A 16,024-nucleotide genomic window follows, 5' to 3' on the forward strand; every position below is an offset into this window, starting at 1 on the left:
TTAAAGCTGATTCAGCCGTTGTAAATGCGTGAAAATTTCAGGTAGCTGCTGGATTTTATATTGGATTTCTTCGGCATCAGGATGAAAGCCCTGCATCCACAAGGCATGCATTCCGGCATTTTTTGCCCCTTGTATATCATTGATTGGATGATCGCCAATATATAAACAATGTTCAGGCAAGACGCCTAAACGTTGTGCAGTAATCTGGAAAATTTCTGGCTGTGGTTTGTTAAAACCCACTAAACCCGAACTGATGATTTCCTCGAAATAATCGGCAATGCCTAAACCTCGAATGGTATTTAAACGGGTGTCATGTCCACCATTCGAAACAATTGCCAATTGATAGCCTTGAGATTTTAATTGCTCTAGCACCTGCTTGACATCCGGTATTTCTACAGCGCAGCGACCAAACTGGCTAAACCAGAACTGTGCCAGCTCATCTATGCTGGGTGGATTTAACCAGGATAGCTCTCCTGTAATAATGCATAAGCTGCCGATGCACCAATACTGCCATGCGTTAGCAATTCCTTTTTAGGATAACCGCCATTATCGATGCGTCTTACAATCTCGATAATTTTTTCTGGTTCGACCTGTGCAAATGCAGACGCATAATATTCTGCCAGATAGCAGCTATAAGCTTGGGCCGTTAGATCACGATGGGTCAAGGTGTTGTCGAGGTCAAATAATACAGCTTGAATAGGCATAATTTTCAAAACGAAATGCTGAAACTTTCATTCATGGTAACAGCCCGAAACTTATTAGATCAGACATAAAATTGCTAAGTTTTGTTGTTTTAAGCATAAAAAAAGCGATGCCGAAGCACCGCTTTTAGCTTGTTATAAAATTAGAACTTGTATTCTAGACCTGTGCCAAGTACAGGCTGTTTAGTCTCTAATGAACCTTGTTCAAGCGTTAGATAACCAGCATAACCATATGCTTTGACTTGTTTAGAGAAAGCATAGTCTGCACCAACAAGAATTTGTTGAGCTTCAAAATCTGCTTTAGCAGTAGTGAATTCAGTGGTACTTTGACTATATTGACCTTTTACTGTCCAAGCTTTTGCATTTGGAAGGTTGTATTCCGCACCAATTAACCAAGCGTGTTGATCATCAATCAATGCAGCAGCAGCGTCATTACCTGCAACGGCTTCAACTTCGGAAGTTTGATAAAGTGCTTTAAGTGCTAAACTATTATCGAGGTTGATACGGCCGATTGCACGAATTGTATTTGCTGCTGCAAATGCACTGCCTGCCGCTCCTCCTGTAACTTCTGGAGCAGAAGCATTTACAAAGCCACGACCTGCGAAGTTCGATGGAATTGCTTTATCGTAACCAATACCTAAAACAACAGGTTTACTGTCATACACTACAGATGCTGACCATGCATCACCTAAACCACGACCTGCAACTTTAGCACCACCTTTAGAAGAGCTAATGCCACCAGCTTCACCTGTTGCTAATAGTGCAGTTGCTTTTAGTTTACCTTCACCGACTGCAAAGGCAGGCGCTTCATAGACTACAACATTATCAATACGGTTTTCGCCAGTAAAAATACCTGCAACATCTGCTTTATTGGCTACATAGTTATTGAAAGTATCAACTACTGAAGAAAGCTGTTTTACTGGCGTATCAATTTTACCCAGCTTTACTGTACCTAATTTTTCATCTTTTAGACCAACTAAAAGATTACGCGGTACAAAGGTATCAGTACTACCACCATTATCTACATAGAAGGTAAATTCAGCTTGATACAGTGCACTTAAACGGTCAGTTAGTTTTTCATCGCCTTTAAGACCAATAAATGAGTTGTTGCTGTTCAGTTCGACAACATCCCGATCAGACGCAGGTGACGCATTATCTTCAGGTAAGTAATCTACTGTCGCATCAATCTCACCATAGAAGGTTGGTGCTGCAAAAGTAGTCCCCGCCAAAAGGCTGAATGCGATTGCTGTTGCTAACTTAGTTTTCATCAAAAAGAATCCTTTAATTTATTTTGTAACAAATCATACACACGGTGCTTATATTACAAAATTATTAAAATTATATTTATATATTCCTTTTAGTACTTTAGGCTAATATTTAACCAAACGATTGATTATTTAGAAATTTTACACTTTTTCCTCAGCTTTCATCCATCGGAATATTGGCATCAGGCAGAAAAAGGCAATGATTAGGATACAATTTAAATAGGTTTGATAGCCCAATCTATCTCCTAAAATTCCACTGAGGCTATAAAGTCCACCACTGATCGTCGCCATAATTGAGACTTGAAAAGTAAAATCAGTCCCGGCCAGGTGCTTACGGCTGTATTGCATAATGAGCGTCAGCATCACCACCAACAACATGGCTGAAACCAGATCTTCTGCTGCATTAATAGTATAAATCAGCCAGTTTTCGACTTTAAGCTGGGCTTCATATTGTGCTGCCAGCCAGGCATAGGCCATTAAGCTCAGTATTTTGAGAATCGAAAAAGACATCAAACAAGAGCGACGCGAAAAAAACTTCAGGCAATAACCTGCCAAACCGGCCCCGATCAAGGCGGCACCTGCACCCAGCATGGTCACATATACGCCGATCTGGCTGAAACTCAGACCGAGATCGACCATTAAAGGCTTCAGCAAAGGGCCAGACAGCCCATCTGCAACTTTAAATGTCAGCAAGACCAGCAGCCAGCAACGCAAGCCTGGATGTGTATAAAAATACTGAAAATAGGCTTTGATTTTTATTTTACTGGAAGCGGTAATTTGCTCAGATGCGATCGAGCGATGCTGTGGCTCTTTAAATTTTAAAACAGGCAGTGTGTTTATAAAAACCAGTGCAGCCAAAAGCAAAAAAGTGCTTTGCCACTGCAACAGATCTAAAAACAGTAAAATCGCACCACCACCGACAATGAAACCCAAACGTGATCCAATCACCTGAAAAGTATTGCCCCAGTGCTGCTGTTCATTTTTCAGAATATTGACTGCCAGTGCGTCGGTGGCAATATCCTGTGTCGCCCCCACCCCATTCATAAATAATAACGCAATAAAAAAGGCCAATAGATAAACCGGCTGATCTAAAGCCTGAATGGGCAAAAAGGACAAGGCGATCAGCACTGCCACCGAGAGCAATTGCAGCGGAATAATCCAGCTTCGATAATGCCCTGTAGCTTTAGAGCCATAACGATCGACCAATGGCGCCCAAAACACCTTGATTGACCAAGGCAGCATGAGCAGGCCAAAACTACCGATCTGTGCCAGCGACACTCCTTCTGCCCGTAAGATCACCGGCAAAGCATGGGTCATAAATCCGACTGGCAATCCTTGCGCCCAATACAGGGAAAACAACACAATGTAAGTATTCCGCATATTCGGCATGCTGGGTCCTTAATAGGCAAAAGAAGCAGAAATCATTCAACAAGCTGGACATTTTGCCAATGAAAAAACCAAAGTAAAAGCCTAATATCATTAAAAATAAAGAAAAATATGTGTCAGGAAGAGAATTTAAGCATGACCAAAAAGCACTTTCCAGAATTACCTCCCTTGGTGCCCAGTCGAGGCAATCGACTCAGCCGTTATTTTTTTAAACGGATCTTTTTAGTGCAGGGCTGGCAGCTTGAAGGTGAGTTTCCCAATTTACCAAAAGCCGTTGCGATTATTTCTCCACATACGTCCAATATTGATGCCTGGTATGGTTTTATTGCACTCTTAGCTATCGGGTTAAAGGTCACTATTTTTGGTAAAAACAGCCTGTTCCATACCCCATTAAAGCCCTTACTTGAATGGATTGGGGTGATTCCGGTGGTTCGGGATAGTCCACAAGGTCATACCCAGCAGATCGTGGAAATCATCAAGCGAAAACCCCAGATTTGGGTCGGCATGGCACCCGAAGGTTCACGTAAAGCGCCAGAAAAAATCCGCAGTGGTTTTTATCATATTGCCGATCAAGCCGGCCTGCCTATTGTCATGCTGGCTTTTGATTATGATATTAAAACCATTCATATTCTGGGTGTCTATCAGCCGACGGGCGATTATGAACATGATCTGGTGCAGATTTATGCACATTATCAAGGCAAGATTTCGGCAAAAAATCCAGACTGGATTGCCAGGCCTTTACAAAAGCTGTTGAAAAAAGACTAGGCAAAATCCTGTTTTTTTGCTCTGATAGCCTATATTTTGATGATTTAGTGATCATTTCCTACAATGAAATTAGTGTCTTATGCTCTGATTGGCTGTCTTGGCCTCAGTCTGGCTGCATGTGATAAAGCCAGTAAAACCACACCGACTCCTACACCACTTCAGGCCCGCGAACCCGTGATTGCAATTGCACTTGGCGGCGGCGGTGCGAAAGGCTTCGCCCATATTGGCGTGATTAAGGTACTGGAGTCACACGGCATTAAACCGAAAATTGTCACAGGCACAAGTGCCGGCAGTTTTGTCGGCAGTCTATATGCCAGCGGCAAATCACCGTATCAGTTGCAGCAAATTGCCTTGAATTTTAAGGAATCGGACATCCGTGATTTAACCTTGAATCGGCAAGGGATTATTGCCGGACAAAAGTTACAGGATTTCGTCAACAAAAATGTGGCGAATAAACCGATTGAGCAGTTCCCGATACGGTTTGCTGCGGTGGCGACCCGCCTGGATACGGGACGCAAGGCAGACTTTATTAAAGGCAATGCCGGACAGGCGGTGCGCGCCTCTTGCAGTATTCCCAATGTATTTGTCCCGGCCACCATTGGCGGTCTGAAATATGTCGATGGTGGACTGGTCAGCCCGATTCCAGTCAAAACTGCCAAGGATATGGGTGCCGATCTGGTCATTGCTGTCGATATTTCTGCTCGTCCGGATGCTAGTAAAGCCCTGAATATGTGGGGTGTGCTGGATCAAACCCTGAATATTATGGGACAGCAAAGTATTCATGAAGAACTCAGTCAGGCCAATGTGGTAATCCAGCCTAAAGTTGGCCATATTGGCACCCTGGATTTAAAGGCCAGCAATCAAACCATTCTGGAGGGTGAAAAAGCAGCACAGTTAAAAATCCGGGCCATCCAGAAAATGATTACTGATTTCAAACAGTCCCCTGCTGCATTTAAAGCACCACGTGCTGCGAAATTCTAAGGTACGAATTTTTTATATTCATCTGAACCGGCATCTGTTACATTGGGCTTAATCACATAATGATGATTAATTAAACACTTAGCGATATAGGTCACGATATGGAATTTGTTATTGAACCCTGGCACTGGTTTGTATTAGGCGTTTTGCTGATTCTTTCGGAATTGCTTCTACCCGCTTTTGCTGCCCTGTGGTTTGGTATCGGCGCCATTTTAGTGGGCATTTTATACTGGATGTTCCCGATGATGGGACTGACCACCCAGATCCTGACCTGGATTGCTCTATCCATCCTCTGTACGCTGGCATGGTTTAAATTTATCAAGCCACTTTCGATTGATAAAACCAAAGCTGGTCTGTCTCGTGAAGCGACGATTGGCCAGATTGGTATGGTCATTCAAACCAATCTGGAAAATGAACAAATCAGAGTACGTTTCCCGATGCCGGTTTTAGGCTCAGATGAATGGGAATGTCGTACTCTGGATCAGGTTCAGGTCGGTGACCGTGTTCGCGTCGTGGATATTCTGGGGAATGATCTGGTGGTTCAACCCCACAGCACACATTATCAAAATGAAAAAGGTGAATAAGATATGTCTGGTGGAACTATAATTGTTATCGCATTTTTGGCCTTTGTGGCGATTACGATTTTTAAAGGGGTACGTATTGTCCCGCAAGGTTATAAATGGATCGCACAACGCTTGGGCAAATACCATACGACGCTGAATCCGGGTCTGAATTTTGTCATTCCGTATATTGATGAAGTGGCTTATAAAGTCACCACCAAAGATATTGTGCTGGATATTCCTTCACAGGAAGTGATTACCCGCGATAATGCCGTGTTACTCATGAATGCGGTGGCCTATATCAACCTGACCACACCTGAAAAAGCGGTCTACGGCATTGAAAACTATTCTTGGGCAATTCAAAACCTGGTACAAACCTCATTACGTTCGATTGTCGGTGAAATGGATCTGGATGATGCACTATCATCACGTGATCATATTAAAGCACGTTTAAAATCCAGTATTTCCGATGATATCTCGGACTGGGGTATTACCCTGAAAACAGTTGAAATTCAGGACATTAAACCGTCAGTCACCATGCAAACCGCGATGGAAGAACAGGCCGCTGCTGAACGTCAACGTCGTGCGACCGTGACCAAAGCTGATGGTGAAAAACAGGCTGCCATTCTGGAAGCGGATGGTCGTCTGGAAGCATCGCGCCGTGATGCAGAAGCACAGGTGGTTCTGGCTGAATCTTCACAACGTGCGATTGATATGGTGACTTCGGCAATTGGTAGTAATGAGATTCCGGTTGCCTATTTACTCGGTGAGCAATATATCAAGGCCATGCAAGATATGGCCAAATCACCGAATGCCAAAACGGTGGTCTTGCCTGCAGACGTGCTGAACACGATTCGAGGCGTGATGGGTCGTCCGCCTCAGTAAAAATTTTCATTTTCAAATCCATAGGCAGCGTATTCGCTGCCTATTTTTCGTTTAAACACGAAAATCTCAGCAAAGATTTGGAATTTATGCTTAAATTTCGCGTTATTTTTTGAAATCCTTTGGGCTTTGATGCCAGATCTGTGTTTCGCCACAGCATTTATCATCAACATAAGTCCTTATTCGATTACTGTCCAACTCGAAAATGGATACCGTATGAGCTCCCTAAATCCAACGTTAATTACCTTTCTTTTTTATATTGTCGCCATGGTGGTGATCGGCCTGATGGCTTATCGTGCGACCACAAACTTTTCCGATTACATTTTAGGGGGCCGTCGTTTAGGTAGTTTTGTTACTGCACTTTCCGCTGGAGCTTCCGATATGAGTGGCTGGCTGCTGATGGGCCTGCCCGGTGCAATTTATCTTTCTGGTTTGTCGGAAATGTGGATTGCCATTGGCCTGATTATTGGTGCCTGGTTAAACTGGTTGCTGGTGGCTGGCCGTTTACGGGTACATACGGAAGTTCAGCACAATGCCCTGACCCTTCCAGATTATTTTTCCAATCGTTTTAACGACCAGAAGAAAATTTTACGTATTGTATCGGCTTTTGTGATTCTGATTTTCTTTGCGATTTACTGTGCCTCAGGCATGGTAGCAGGTGCGCGCCTGTTCGAAAGCATGTTTGAAATGTCCTACACGACGGCGCTCTGGATCAGTGCCATTGCCACCATCAGTTATGTATTTATTGGCGGTTTTCTGGCAGTTAGCTGGACCGATACCATTCAGGCCGGCCTGATGATCTTTGCGCTGTTGCTCACGCCAATTGTGACCCTATTGACCTTCTCTGATATGTCTCAGGTCACTCTGGCGCTTGAAACGGCACGTCCACAGGCCATGAATCTGGTCGGTGACTTAAGTACGGTGGCTATCCTGTCGCTACTGGCATGGGGCTTGGGTTATTTTGGTCAGCCACATATTCTGGTGCGCTTTATGGCGGCAGATTCAGTCAAGTCAATTCCAAATGCACGCCGTATTGGTATGACCTGGATGATCCTGTGCTTAGCTGGTGCCGTGGCTGCCGGTTTCTTTGGTATTGCTTATTTCCAGCAACATCCGGAACTGGCCAGTATGGTGAATGCCAATCCTGAAACTGTATTTATGGAATTGACCAAAATTCTGTTCAACCCATGGATTGCCGGTATTGTCCTGGCTGCGATTTTGGCTGCGGTAATGAGTACTTTAAGCTGTCAGCTTCTAGTCTGCTCAAGTACGCTGACAGAGGATTTTTATAAATCCTTCCTGCGCAAAAATGCATCTCAAAAAGAACTGGTTTGGGTTGGCCGTTTTATGGTGCTGCTGATTGCCCTGCTGGCAATCTGGATGGCGGGTAATCCTGAATCGAAAGTGCTGGGTCTGGTCGCTTATGCCTGGGCCGGTTTTGGTGCTGCATTTGGCCCGCTGATCATTCTGTCCCTGTTCTGGAAACGCATGACTTTGAATGGTGCCTTGGCAGGTATGATTATGGGTGCAGTGATGGTGATTTTATGGAAAAACCTGTTCGCAGCAACAGGTGTCTATGAAATTATCCCGGGCTTTATCTGCTCATTCATTGCCATCATTGTAGTGAGCTTGATGGGTAAAGTACCTACGGCTGAAATTACCGATCGTTTTGAACAGGCTGAACGTCTGTATAACGAAACCAAATAAAATTAACGATCAAAAAAAGCGGACTTTAAAGTCCGCTTTTTTAATACCTGAACAATCACTCAAAATAAAAACAATGAACAGATTCAAGCATTTTAATTTTTACGCTGAAGTAAAAACTGGGTGATAGAGATCAGCTCTGCCGCCTGATCATCAAAATGAGCAAGTGCGGCTAAGGCCTGATCATGCAATTGCTGTGCATAGGCTTTGGCCTGTTCCAGCCCCATCAAGGCAGGATATGTCGATTTTTCTACCTGCTCATCCTTGCCAGCTGTTTTACCCAACACTTCGGTATCAGAAATAATATCCAGAATATCGTCCTGCACCTGGAAGGCCAGACCAATCGCCTGTCCAAACTCACGCAGCTTTGGAATCGCCAGATCTGTACCTTCAAAGATTGTGACCGCCGCCATCATGATCGCAGCACTCATCAAGGCACCGGTTTTATTACGATGAATGGTTTCTAATACGTCCTGATCAATTTTTTTGCCTTCGGACTGCAAATCCAACACCTGACCATTGACCATTTTCGAAGAGGCTGTGGCCAGAATCTGCATTTGTTTTAGCACAATCGAAGCATCTACCGCAGGACCTTGATCAAACAGACGACTGCCTAAAATTTCAAAGGCCATCGACTGTAGAATATCACCTGCCAAAAGCGCGGTATCTTCACCATAAGCCACATGACAGGTCGGCTGACCACGGCGCAGCAAATCATTGTCCATACACGGCAGATCATCATGTGCCAGTGAATAACAATGGATAAATTCAATCGCAACCGCCGCACGGCGTACCGCCGCGGTATTCTGATTCGGTTTTAGTGCTGCTGTGGCATAGCATAATGCTGGACGAACACGCTTCCCTCCCAGCATCACGGCATGATGCACCGCCGACTTTAAAGGTTCAGGAATGGCAAAGGCATCTAGGGCTGTCAGTAAATCTTGTTGAATACGATGTTGTGCTTGAGTCAATGCATGGATTGATACGTCAGTAATAGATGACACATTTGCCTCGAATACATAGTCCGGAAGGATGAAAATAACAAGTTTGAGCCACTTGTCCTGATAAGCACTATTGTACCTACAATCGCCTTGAATTTTCAGCTTTATCTGTGGATTGATTTAAAGCAGCAATAGATATCAAAATATGTTCCTCCACTAAAAAACCACTGCCGCGACAGCGCTACTGTCCCAGAGTTGAAGTGCTTGGATTTATCAAGTGCCTGTGGCAGAGATGCCACACATTGCCCATCACCACAGGACGTTGTGTATGGGCAATAAGAGACCTTTGCCTACCTTGGGTCTTTCCAAAGTAGGATTTCACCTGCACAAATCCATTTAAACTTTTAAAGGAAAGATGAGGCTGGACAATATCTACCTCTAAATATAAACAAGTTTAGATATTTAAACGTATTCTCTGATAGCTTTTATTACTTCCTACCATGCCAACGATAGCTGAGTCAAAATTTTGGCCAGTAATGGTCACAACAGTAATTTTCTCAGGCTAAATAATGGGTCGGCAAATCAAACTAGAGCAAAACATCTTCAGGAACGCGTACCCAACCTTCCATCAACACACGTGCACTGCGACTCATGATGGCTTTCTTCACTTTCCACTCTCCATTTTCCTGGCTTGCTTGTGCACCGACTCTTAAAGTCCCCGAAGGATGGCCAAAACGCACGGCTTCACGCTCTACACCGCCTGCCACCCGATTCACCAGAGTCCCCGGAATGGCTGCCGCCGTACCAATGGCCACCGCAGCTGTGCCCATCATGGCATGATGCAGTTTCCCCATAGACAAGGCGCGAACCAGAATATCGGCATCTGCTTCGGCAATAACCTTGCCACTTGATGAGGTATAAGTTTTGGATGGCGCTACAAAAGCGATTTTTGGGGTGTGCTGACGGTTAGCTGCTTCGCTAATATCCTGAATCAATCCCATCTGCTTCGCAGCATAAGCACGAATGGTTTCAAACTTTGCCAGCGCTGCCGCATCATTATTCATATGATCCTGAAGCTCGGTGCCGTTATACCCCAAATCTCCCGCATTCAAGAACACGGTGGGAATGCCGGCATTAATCATGGTGACTTCAAAACTGCCAATATTGGGAACTTCCAGCGTATCGACCAGATTGCCTGTCGGAAACATCGAACCGCCTTCGCCATCATCATCGGCAGGATCTAAAAACTCGATCTGTACTTCGGCTGCCGGAAAAGTCACGCCATCCAGTTCAAAATCGCCCAACTCCTGAACTTGACCATTTCGCATTGGTACATGCGCAATAATGGTTTTTTGAATATTGGCCTGCCAGATGCGGACTGTACACAGCCCATTTTCCGGAATACGTGATCTATCAATCAGAGCATTAGAAATGGCAAAAGCTCCCACTGCTGCGGTGAGATTACCGCAATTACCACTCCAGTCCACAAAAGGACGGTCAATTGACACCTGACCAAATAAATAATCTACATCATGATCGGCCTGCTGGCTTTTTGACAGAATCACGGTCTTGCTGGTACTGGAACTGGCGCCGCCCATACCATCGATCTGTTTAGCATAAGGATCTGGGCTACCAATCACGCGCAGCAGAAGCTGATCACGAATCCGGCCGGCCTGTTGTGCTTCTGCGGGCAAATCATCCAGCTTAAAAAAAACGCCTTTACTGGTGCCTCCACGCATATAGGTTGCAGGAATCTTGATTTGGGCTGCAAAACTCATGAATTGTTTCATCCTTTGGCTTGTCTTTGTTTTGGTAAAAGTTATGGAATACTTATGAGAAGAGTATAATCGCTTTAAAGCCAAGGAAGTTCAGTGCTCCGACCTAAGTATAAAAAATCAGCATTCGTATCAGAGCAAAAAAACAGGAAACTCATCAGTTACAATGTCAATAAAATTAATATATTGATTCAGTTATCTTTTATTTAATTTATTTTTATAATTTTTTATTATAAATCTGATAATAATATTTCATTCAAAGTCTTGCACTAGGTTTCTGAACTTTGTTCCATTACAATCTTTATACTTATTTTTTCCATTGTCGGGCTGAACACTTTGAATAACGAGTCTTCACAACTTCAGCGTGGCTTAAAGAACCGTCATATTCAGTTGATCGCCATGGGCGGTGCAATTGGCACAGGCTTATTCTTAGGTTCCGCACAGGTGATCCAATCTGCGGGTCCTTCTATTATTTTGGGCTATGCCATTGGTGGCTTGATTGCATTTTTAATCATGCGTCAATTGGGTGAGATGATTGTTCATGAACCTGTCGCAGGTTCATTCAGCCATTTTGCTTATAAATACTGGGGCAAGTTCCCCGGTTTCCTTGCGGGCTGGAACTACTGGATTTTATATATCCTGGTGGCCATGACCGAACTTACTGCCGTTGCGAAATATATTAACTATTGGTGGCCTTTTATTCCAGCTTGGGCATCGGTACTGTTTTTCTTTATCGTGATTACCCTGGTCAACCTCGGCAATGTGAAATTCTACGGTGAATCAGAATTTTGGCTTTCAATCATTAAAGTGACTGCGGTCGTTTCCATGATTGTCTTTGGCTTGTACCTGATCCTGACTGCAGATGCATCATCAGCTGCATCGTTTAGCAACTTATGGACTGCAGGTGGCTTCTTCCCGAATGGCTTTGAAGGTTTATTCTTCATGCTGGCCTTCCTGATGTTTGCCTTTGGTGGTATCGAACTGATTGGTATGGCAGCAGCAGAAGCTGAAAATCCAGAGAAAACCATTCCGAAAGCGATTAATCAGGTGGTTTTCCGTATTCTGATTTTCTATGTCGGTGCATTAACGATTCTGTTGTCGCTGGTGCCTTGGAATCAGCTGGAACTGGGTGGCCTGGATAAAAGTCCGTTTGTGATGATTTTCAGTCAATTGGGTATTGGCTGGGCTGCACACTTACTGAACTTTATTATTCTGACAGCAGCACTGTCAGTTTATAACAGCGGTATGTATGCCAATAGCCGGATGCTGTATGGTTTAGCACAGCAAGGAAATGCCCCGAAAGTCTTCATGAAAGTGAATAAGCAAGGTACGCCAATTCCTGCTGTATTGTTCTCTGCCGCGCTGATTTTCGGTTGTGTACTACTCAACTACTTCGTGCCTGAAGATGCCTTAAGTCATCTGATTTACATCGTAGTCGGTGCATTGGTATTGAACTGGGCCATGATTACGCTGACCCATCTGAAATTTATTCAGAGTATGAAAAAGCTCGGACAGAAAACATCGTTCCCTGCGCTGTGGTCACCTGCAAGCAACATCTTGGTACTGGGCTTTATTGCAACTATTCTTTACATTATGTGGACACAAGGATTCCAGGAATCGGTCTATATGATTCCTGTCTGGATTGTGATCATGTTAGGCCTGTTTAAGTTGCTTAAACCGAAAAATAGCTAATCACGTTATTTAAATGAGATTTGAAAAAGTTATTGCTCCAGCAATAACTTTTTTTTTGCTTTATTTTGCAGTACATTAACCGTTCTTTGCGCCCTTAGCTTAACTGGATAGAGCAGTTGCCTCCTAAGTGACCGGCGTGGGTTCGAGTCCCGCAGGGCGCACCATCCTTTCAAAATGTGATCTATACTTCAAAAAATTAGCGTTAATCTTCATATTTTTAGAATATTTTTTATACAAAAAGTCATTTTTTCTTCATTATTTTATTTCTTTTACTTTCAAATACTTATTTCAAAATGAGGCTATTTTTTGGTGTAAAAACTCTATTTTGGTGCTTTTTTAGACTAATTAGTTTTTTCTAGAGCATTTACTCTTATTTTAATTGTGGTATTTTTGGCACATGGAGTAACAAATGATTACGGTTTATTAACCGTTATCTCCAAAAAATCAAATAAGTGCAAACAACAACGCTAGATATAAATTTGTACCTCAAGGAAAGACGTAAATGAAATTAAAAACATTAACTACTGCAATGATTTTAGCAACGTTACCAATGACAGGCGCATTTGCTGCAGCTATGGATCGTTCGGGACAATCTATCGCAGCGTTTTTACAACCAGGTAATTACTTTGAGGCAGGCATTTCTGTATTAGACCCTTCGGTATCTGGTACTAGTTCAACTGCTTTAGGGGGCCAACCAACCGGTGATATGGCAAGCGACTACTACTTCCCATCAGCAGCTTTAAAGTTCCAAGTTACTGATAATTTTTCTTTTGGTCTTCTTTATGACCAACCATTTGGGGCTGAAGCAGAATATTCAGCACCAAATTCTGTTGGTAGCGCATTTTCATTTGGCGGAGAAGGTACAGCAGCAGAAGTAACAACTGAAAACTTAACTGCCATTTTTGGTTTTCAACCAACGGAAAACTGGAACATCTATGCTGGCCCTGTTTATCAAACAGCGAAAGGAAAAGTAACACTACGTGGTACAGCCTATAATGCTTTAGGTACAACACTTGCGTATGACGCAGATATGAAAAAAGATGGTGCTACAGGTTGGTTAGCAGGCCTCGCTTTTCAAATCCCTGAAATTGCCTTAAAAGCATCTTTAACTTATCGTTCAGATATTGAGCATGAATTGGCAACTAGAGAAACACTAGCTGGTGCTGATCCTTTTAATGCAACTAGAAATGCAGTTTTCGGCTTAACTTATCAAGGCGCATTGGCTCAAATTCCAGCGACAGTTCCATCACCAACTAGAGAGCAAATGGCAGCGGGTATAGCAGGACAAGCTCGTGATGCTATCAGTGAATTTACACCAGGCAAAACATCTGTAACCACGCCTCAATCTGTAAATCTTGATTTCCAAACTGGCATCATGGCAGACACTGTGGCATTTGCGAATGTTCGTTGGGTAGATTGGAAAGGTTTTGCTATTAGACCAAATGAATTTGGTCAAGTGTTAGATGCATTATCTACCTTACCGGGTCAATCTGCCTTGGAAGGTGGAAATCTTGTTGAATATAATGAAGAGCAATGGTCAGCTACTGTAGGCGTAGGTCGTAAATTTAACGATAAATGGGCAGGTAATGTTTCTGTAGGTTGGGACTCAGGTGCTGGTAATCCTGTAACTACACTTGGCCCAACAGAAGGTTACTGGAATGTAGGCCTTGGTTTACAATTTAGCCCAGCGCCTAACTACTTTATTGCTGGCGGTGTGAAGTACTTCTGGCTAGGTGATGCTCAAGCTTTAACAGTTGCTAATCCAAATGTAGGTAACTTTGAAGATAACCACGCTTTAGGTTATGGCTTAAAAATGGGTTACCGCTTCTAAGTTCTCCTAAAATAAAAAACCACCTTCGGGTGGTTTTTTATTGTCTCATTCTATTTTTATACACTTGCATATTATTCGATTATTTTACCATCAATTAAAATTAATAATTTTTTAGTTCTTTTGCACTATTTTAAACAATTTAAATTTCATATTTTTCATAAACTTAAATTAAAAAATATAGTATAAATACTCTAAGCAACCCCTTTCCTTAACCGCTTTAGTTCATTTCTTCGGCAAAGCTGAGCATTTACTCTTTTTAAATTTATGTTACTTTTCCAGCACATTTTTGTTACAGATGGCATCAGGGAACGTACCATGAAGCTTAATAAAGTTTATTTAGCTATTTTACTTAGCACTTTACCTCTTTCTGCTGTTCAGGCAGCAGGCCTAGATCGTTCTGGTCAGTCTATTTCTGCCTTTTTACAACCGGGGAATTATGCAGAAGCAGGTATTTCTGTCTTAGATCCAACGGTAAAAGGTTCTTCTACAGTCACTAGTTTAGAGGGCGAGAAAATCAGTGATATGGGTGAAGACTATTATTTCCCTTCTGCAGCAATTAAAGTACAAGCGACTGATAAAATTTCACTTGGTTTAATTTATGATCAACCTTTTGGCGCAGATGCAAAGTATTCTTCAATTGCAGGTTCATTTGGTGATGGAGTAGAAGGTACTTCAGTTGAAGTAGATACTCATAATTTAACTGCATTAATTGGCTATCAACCTACAGAAAACTGGAATTTTTATGCAGGTCCAGTATGGCAAACTGTTGAAGCCGATATTTCATTACGTGGTGCAGCTTATAAAGCATTAAGTGGGTATAACATTAAAATTGAACAGGAAGAAGCTTGGGGTTGGCTGGCAGGTTTTGCTTATCAAATTCCTGAAATTGCTTTAAAAGCTTCTGTTACATATCGCTCCGAAATTAAACATGATGCTAAAAGTAAAGAAACTTCAACATTATATGCTCCAGCAGGTACCTTACTCCCGGTAACTGTTGATCTCAGAAATATCAATAGTGATGTTGAAGCAATAACTCCACAATCAGTAAATATTGATCTTCAAACAGGTATTGCACAAAATACTTTAGCATTCGCCAACTTACGTTGGGTGCATTGGGATAATTTCGCAGTTAGCCCACAATTACTGTCGCATCCTATAATTAATCAAAACTTAATTGACTATTCTGATGATCAATATTCAGCAACTGTGGGTCTAGGTCATAAATTTAATAATAAATGGTCAGGTACAGCAGCTGTCGGATACGATTCTGGTGCAGGTAATCCTGTCACGACTCTTGGTCCAACTGAAGGTTACTGGAGCGTGGGCTTAGGTGGTCAATACAGCCCTGCTGAAAACTATTTTATTCAAGCCGGTGTTAAATACTTCTGGCTAGGTGATGCTAAAGCAAAACGTGGTACAGATATCGTGGGTGATTTTGAAGATAATTATGCACTCGGTTATGGCATGAAAATCGGTTATCGCTTCTAATAAATCGATCTCATAAAGAAAGGGCGCTATAAGCGCCCTTTCTTTTATTCCAATGT

General features: G+C 42.8%; 12 protein-coding genes, 1 tRNA gene and 1 pseudogene. 9 read left to right on the forward strand and 5 right to left on the reverse strand.

From position 1 onward, the window contains the following. The 3 genes and pseudogenes from FTV29_RS05675 to FTV29_RS05685 form a co-directional block, all read right to left on the reverse strand. Positions 1–704 (reverse strand): annotated as a pseudogene (locus tag FTV29_RS05675) (HAD family hydrolase). Between the two features lie 140 nt (positions 705–844). Continuing rightward, positions 845–1,969: a porin gene (locus tag FTV29_RS05680; protein WP_159138432.1), complete on the reverse strand. Its 1,125-nt coding sequence runs from the start codon at positions 1,967–1,969 to the stop codon at positions 845–847. Positions 1,970–2,107: 138 nt separating this feature from the next. Next, positions 2,108–3,355, reverse strand: coding sequence for an MFS transporter (locus FTV29_RS05685; protein WP_171509120.1), 1,248 nt, complete (start codon positions 3,353–3,355; stop codon positions 2,108–2,110). Positions 3,356–3,487: 132 nt separating this feature from the next. Between FTV29_RS05685 and FTV29_RS05690 the strand changes: the two genes are divergently transcribed. The 5 genes from FTV29_RS05690 to putP all read left to right on the forward strand — a co-directional run bounded on the left by FTV29_RS05690 (position 3,488) and on the right by putP (position 8,244). Further along, entirely contained in the window at positions 3,488–4,117 is a 630-nt protein-coding gene (locus FTV29_RS05690; protein ID WP_180071928.1) for a 1-acyl-sn-glycerol-3-phosphate acyltransferase, read from the forward strand. A gap of 63 nt (positions 4,118–4,180) precedes the next feature. After that, positions 4,181–5,098: a patatin-like phospholipase family protein gene (locus FTV29_RS05695; RefSeq protein WP_005096202.1), complete on the forward strand. Its 918-nt coding sequence runs from the start codon at positions 4,181–4,183 to the stop codon at positions 5,096–5,098. 98 nt (positions 5,099–5,196) lie between these two features. Then, positions 5,197–5,679: an NfeD family protein gene (locus FTV29_RS05700; RefSeq protein ID WP_005096200.1), complete on the forward strand. Its 483-nt coding sequence runs from the start codon at positions 5,197–5,199 to the stop codon at positions 5,677–5,679. 3 nt (positions 5,680–5,682) lie between these two features. Continuing rightward, positions 5,683–6,540, forward strand: coding sequence for an SPFH domain-containing protein (locus FTV29_RS05705; RefSeq protein ID WP_005096199.1), 858 nt, complete (start codon positions 5,683–5,685; stop codon positions 6,538–6,540). A 213-nt stretch (positions 6,541–6,753) separates the two neighbouring features. Beyond that, entirely contained in the window at positions 6,754–8,244 is a 1,491-nt protein-coding gene (putP, locus tag FTV29_RS05710) for a sodium/proline symporter PutP (RefSeq protein ID WP_159138434.1), read from the forward strand. Between the two features lie 92 nt (positions 8,245–8,336). On the opposite strand, the gene FTV29_RS05715 is transcribed toward putP, so the two are convergent. Continuing rightward, a complete protein-coding gene (locus FTV29_RS05715) occupies positions 8,337–9,245 on the reverse strand; it encodes a polyprenyl synthetase family protein (protein WP_005096193.1) in 909 nt (302 codons plus the stop codon). A gap of 524 nt (positions 9,246–9,769) precedes the next feature. After that, positions 9,770–10,960: a 2-methylaconitate cis-trans isomerase PrpF gene (gene prpF / locus FTV29_RS05720; RefSeq protein WP_180075233.1), complete on the reverse strand. Its 1,191-nt coding sequence runs from the start codon at positions 10,958–10,960 to the stop codon at positions 9,770–9,772. A 333-nt stretch (positions 10,961–11,293) separates the two neighbouring features. Here prpF and FTV29_RS05725 point away from each other — a divergent pair, with 333 nt between their 5' ends. The 4 genes from FTV29_RS05725 to FTV29_RS05740 all read left to right on the forward strand — a co-directional run bounded on the left by FTV29_RS05725 (position 11,294) and on the right by FTV29_RS05740 (position 15,968). Further along, entirely contained in the window at positions 11,294–12,649 is a 1,356-nt protein-coding gene (locus FTV29_RS05725) for an amino acid permease (RefSeq protein ID WP_159138436.1), read from the forward strand. Positions 12,650–12,737: 88 nt separating this feature from the next. After that, positions 12,738–12,813, forward strand: a tRNA-Arg gene (locus FTV29_RS05730). Positions 12,814–13,151: 338 nt separating this feature from the next. Then, positions 13,152–14,480, forward strand: a complete 1,329-nt coding sequence (locus FTV29_RS05735) for an OmpP1/FadL family transporter (protein WP_159138437.1) — start codon at positions 13,152–13,154, stop codon at positions 14,478–14,480. A 315-nt stretch (positions 14,481–14,795) separates the two neighbouring features. Beyond that, positions 14,796–15,968, forward strand: coding sequence for an outer membrane protein transport protein (locus tag FTV29_RS05740; RefSeq protein ID WP_159138438.1), 1,173 nt, complete (start codon positions 14,796–14,798; stop codon positions 15,966–15,968). Positions 15,969–16,024 lie beyond the last annotated feature (56 nt).

This window comes from Acinetobacter sp. YH12254 (assembly GCF_013417415.1).
Taxonomy (GTDB): Bacteria; Pseudomonadota; Gammaproteobacteria; order Pseudomonadales; family Moraxellaceae; genus Acinetobacter; species Acinetobacter pseudolwoffii.

Excerpts from the sequence above, each read along its gene's own strand:
- FTV29_RS05680 (WP_159138432.1), bottom strand. The coding sequence starts at position 1,969 with ATGAAAACTAAGTTAGCAACAGCAATCGCATTCAGCCTTTTGGCGGGG.
- FTV29_RS05685 (WP_171509120.1), bottom strand. The coding sequence starts at position 3,355 with ATGCCGAATATGCGGAATACTTACATTGTGTTGTTTTCCCTGTATTGG.
- FTV29_RS05690 (WP_180071928.1), top strand. The coding sequence starts at position 3,488 with ATGACCAAAAAGCACTTTCCAGAATTACCTCCCTTGGTGCCCAGTCGA.
- FTV29_RS05695 (WP_005096202.1), top strand. The coding sequence starts at position 4,181 with ATGAAATTAGTGTCTTATGCTCTGATTGGCTGTCTTGGCCTCAGTCTG.
- FTV29_RS05700 (WP_005096200.1), top strand. The coding sequence starts at position 5,197 with ATGGAATTTGTTATTGAACCCTGGCACTGGTTTGTATTAGGCGTTTTG.
- FTV29_RS05705 (WP_005096199.1), top strand. The coding sequence starts at position 5,683 with ATGTCTGGTGGAACTATAATTGTTATCGCATTTTTGGCCTTTGTGGCG.
- putP (WP_159138434.1), top strand. The coding sequence starts at position 6,754 with ATGAGCTCCCTAAATCCAACGTTAATTACCTTTCTTTTTTATATTGTC.
- prpF (WP_180075233.1), bottom strand. The coding sequence starts at position 10,960 with ATGAGTTTTGCAGCCCAAATCAAGATTCCTGCAACCTATATGCGTGGA.
- FTV29_RS05735 (WP_159138437.1), top strand. The coding sequence starts at position 13,152 with ATGAAATTAAAAACATTAACTACTGCAATGATTTTAGCAACGTTACCA.
- FTV29_RS05740 (WP_159138438.1), top strand. The coding sequence starts at position 14,796 with ATGAAGCTTAATAAAGTTTATTTAGCTATTTTACTTAGCACTTTACCT.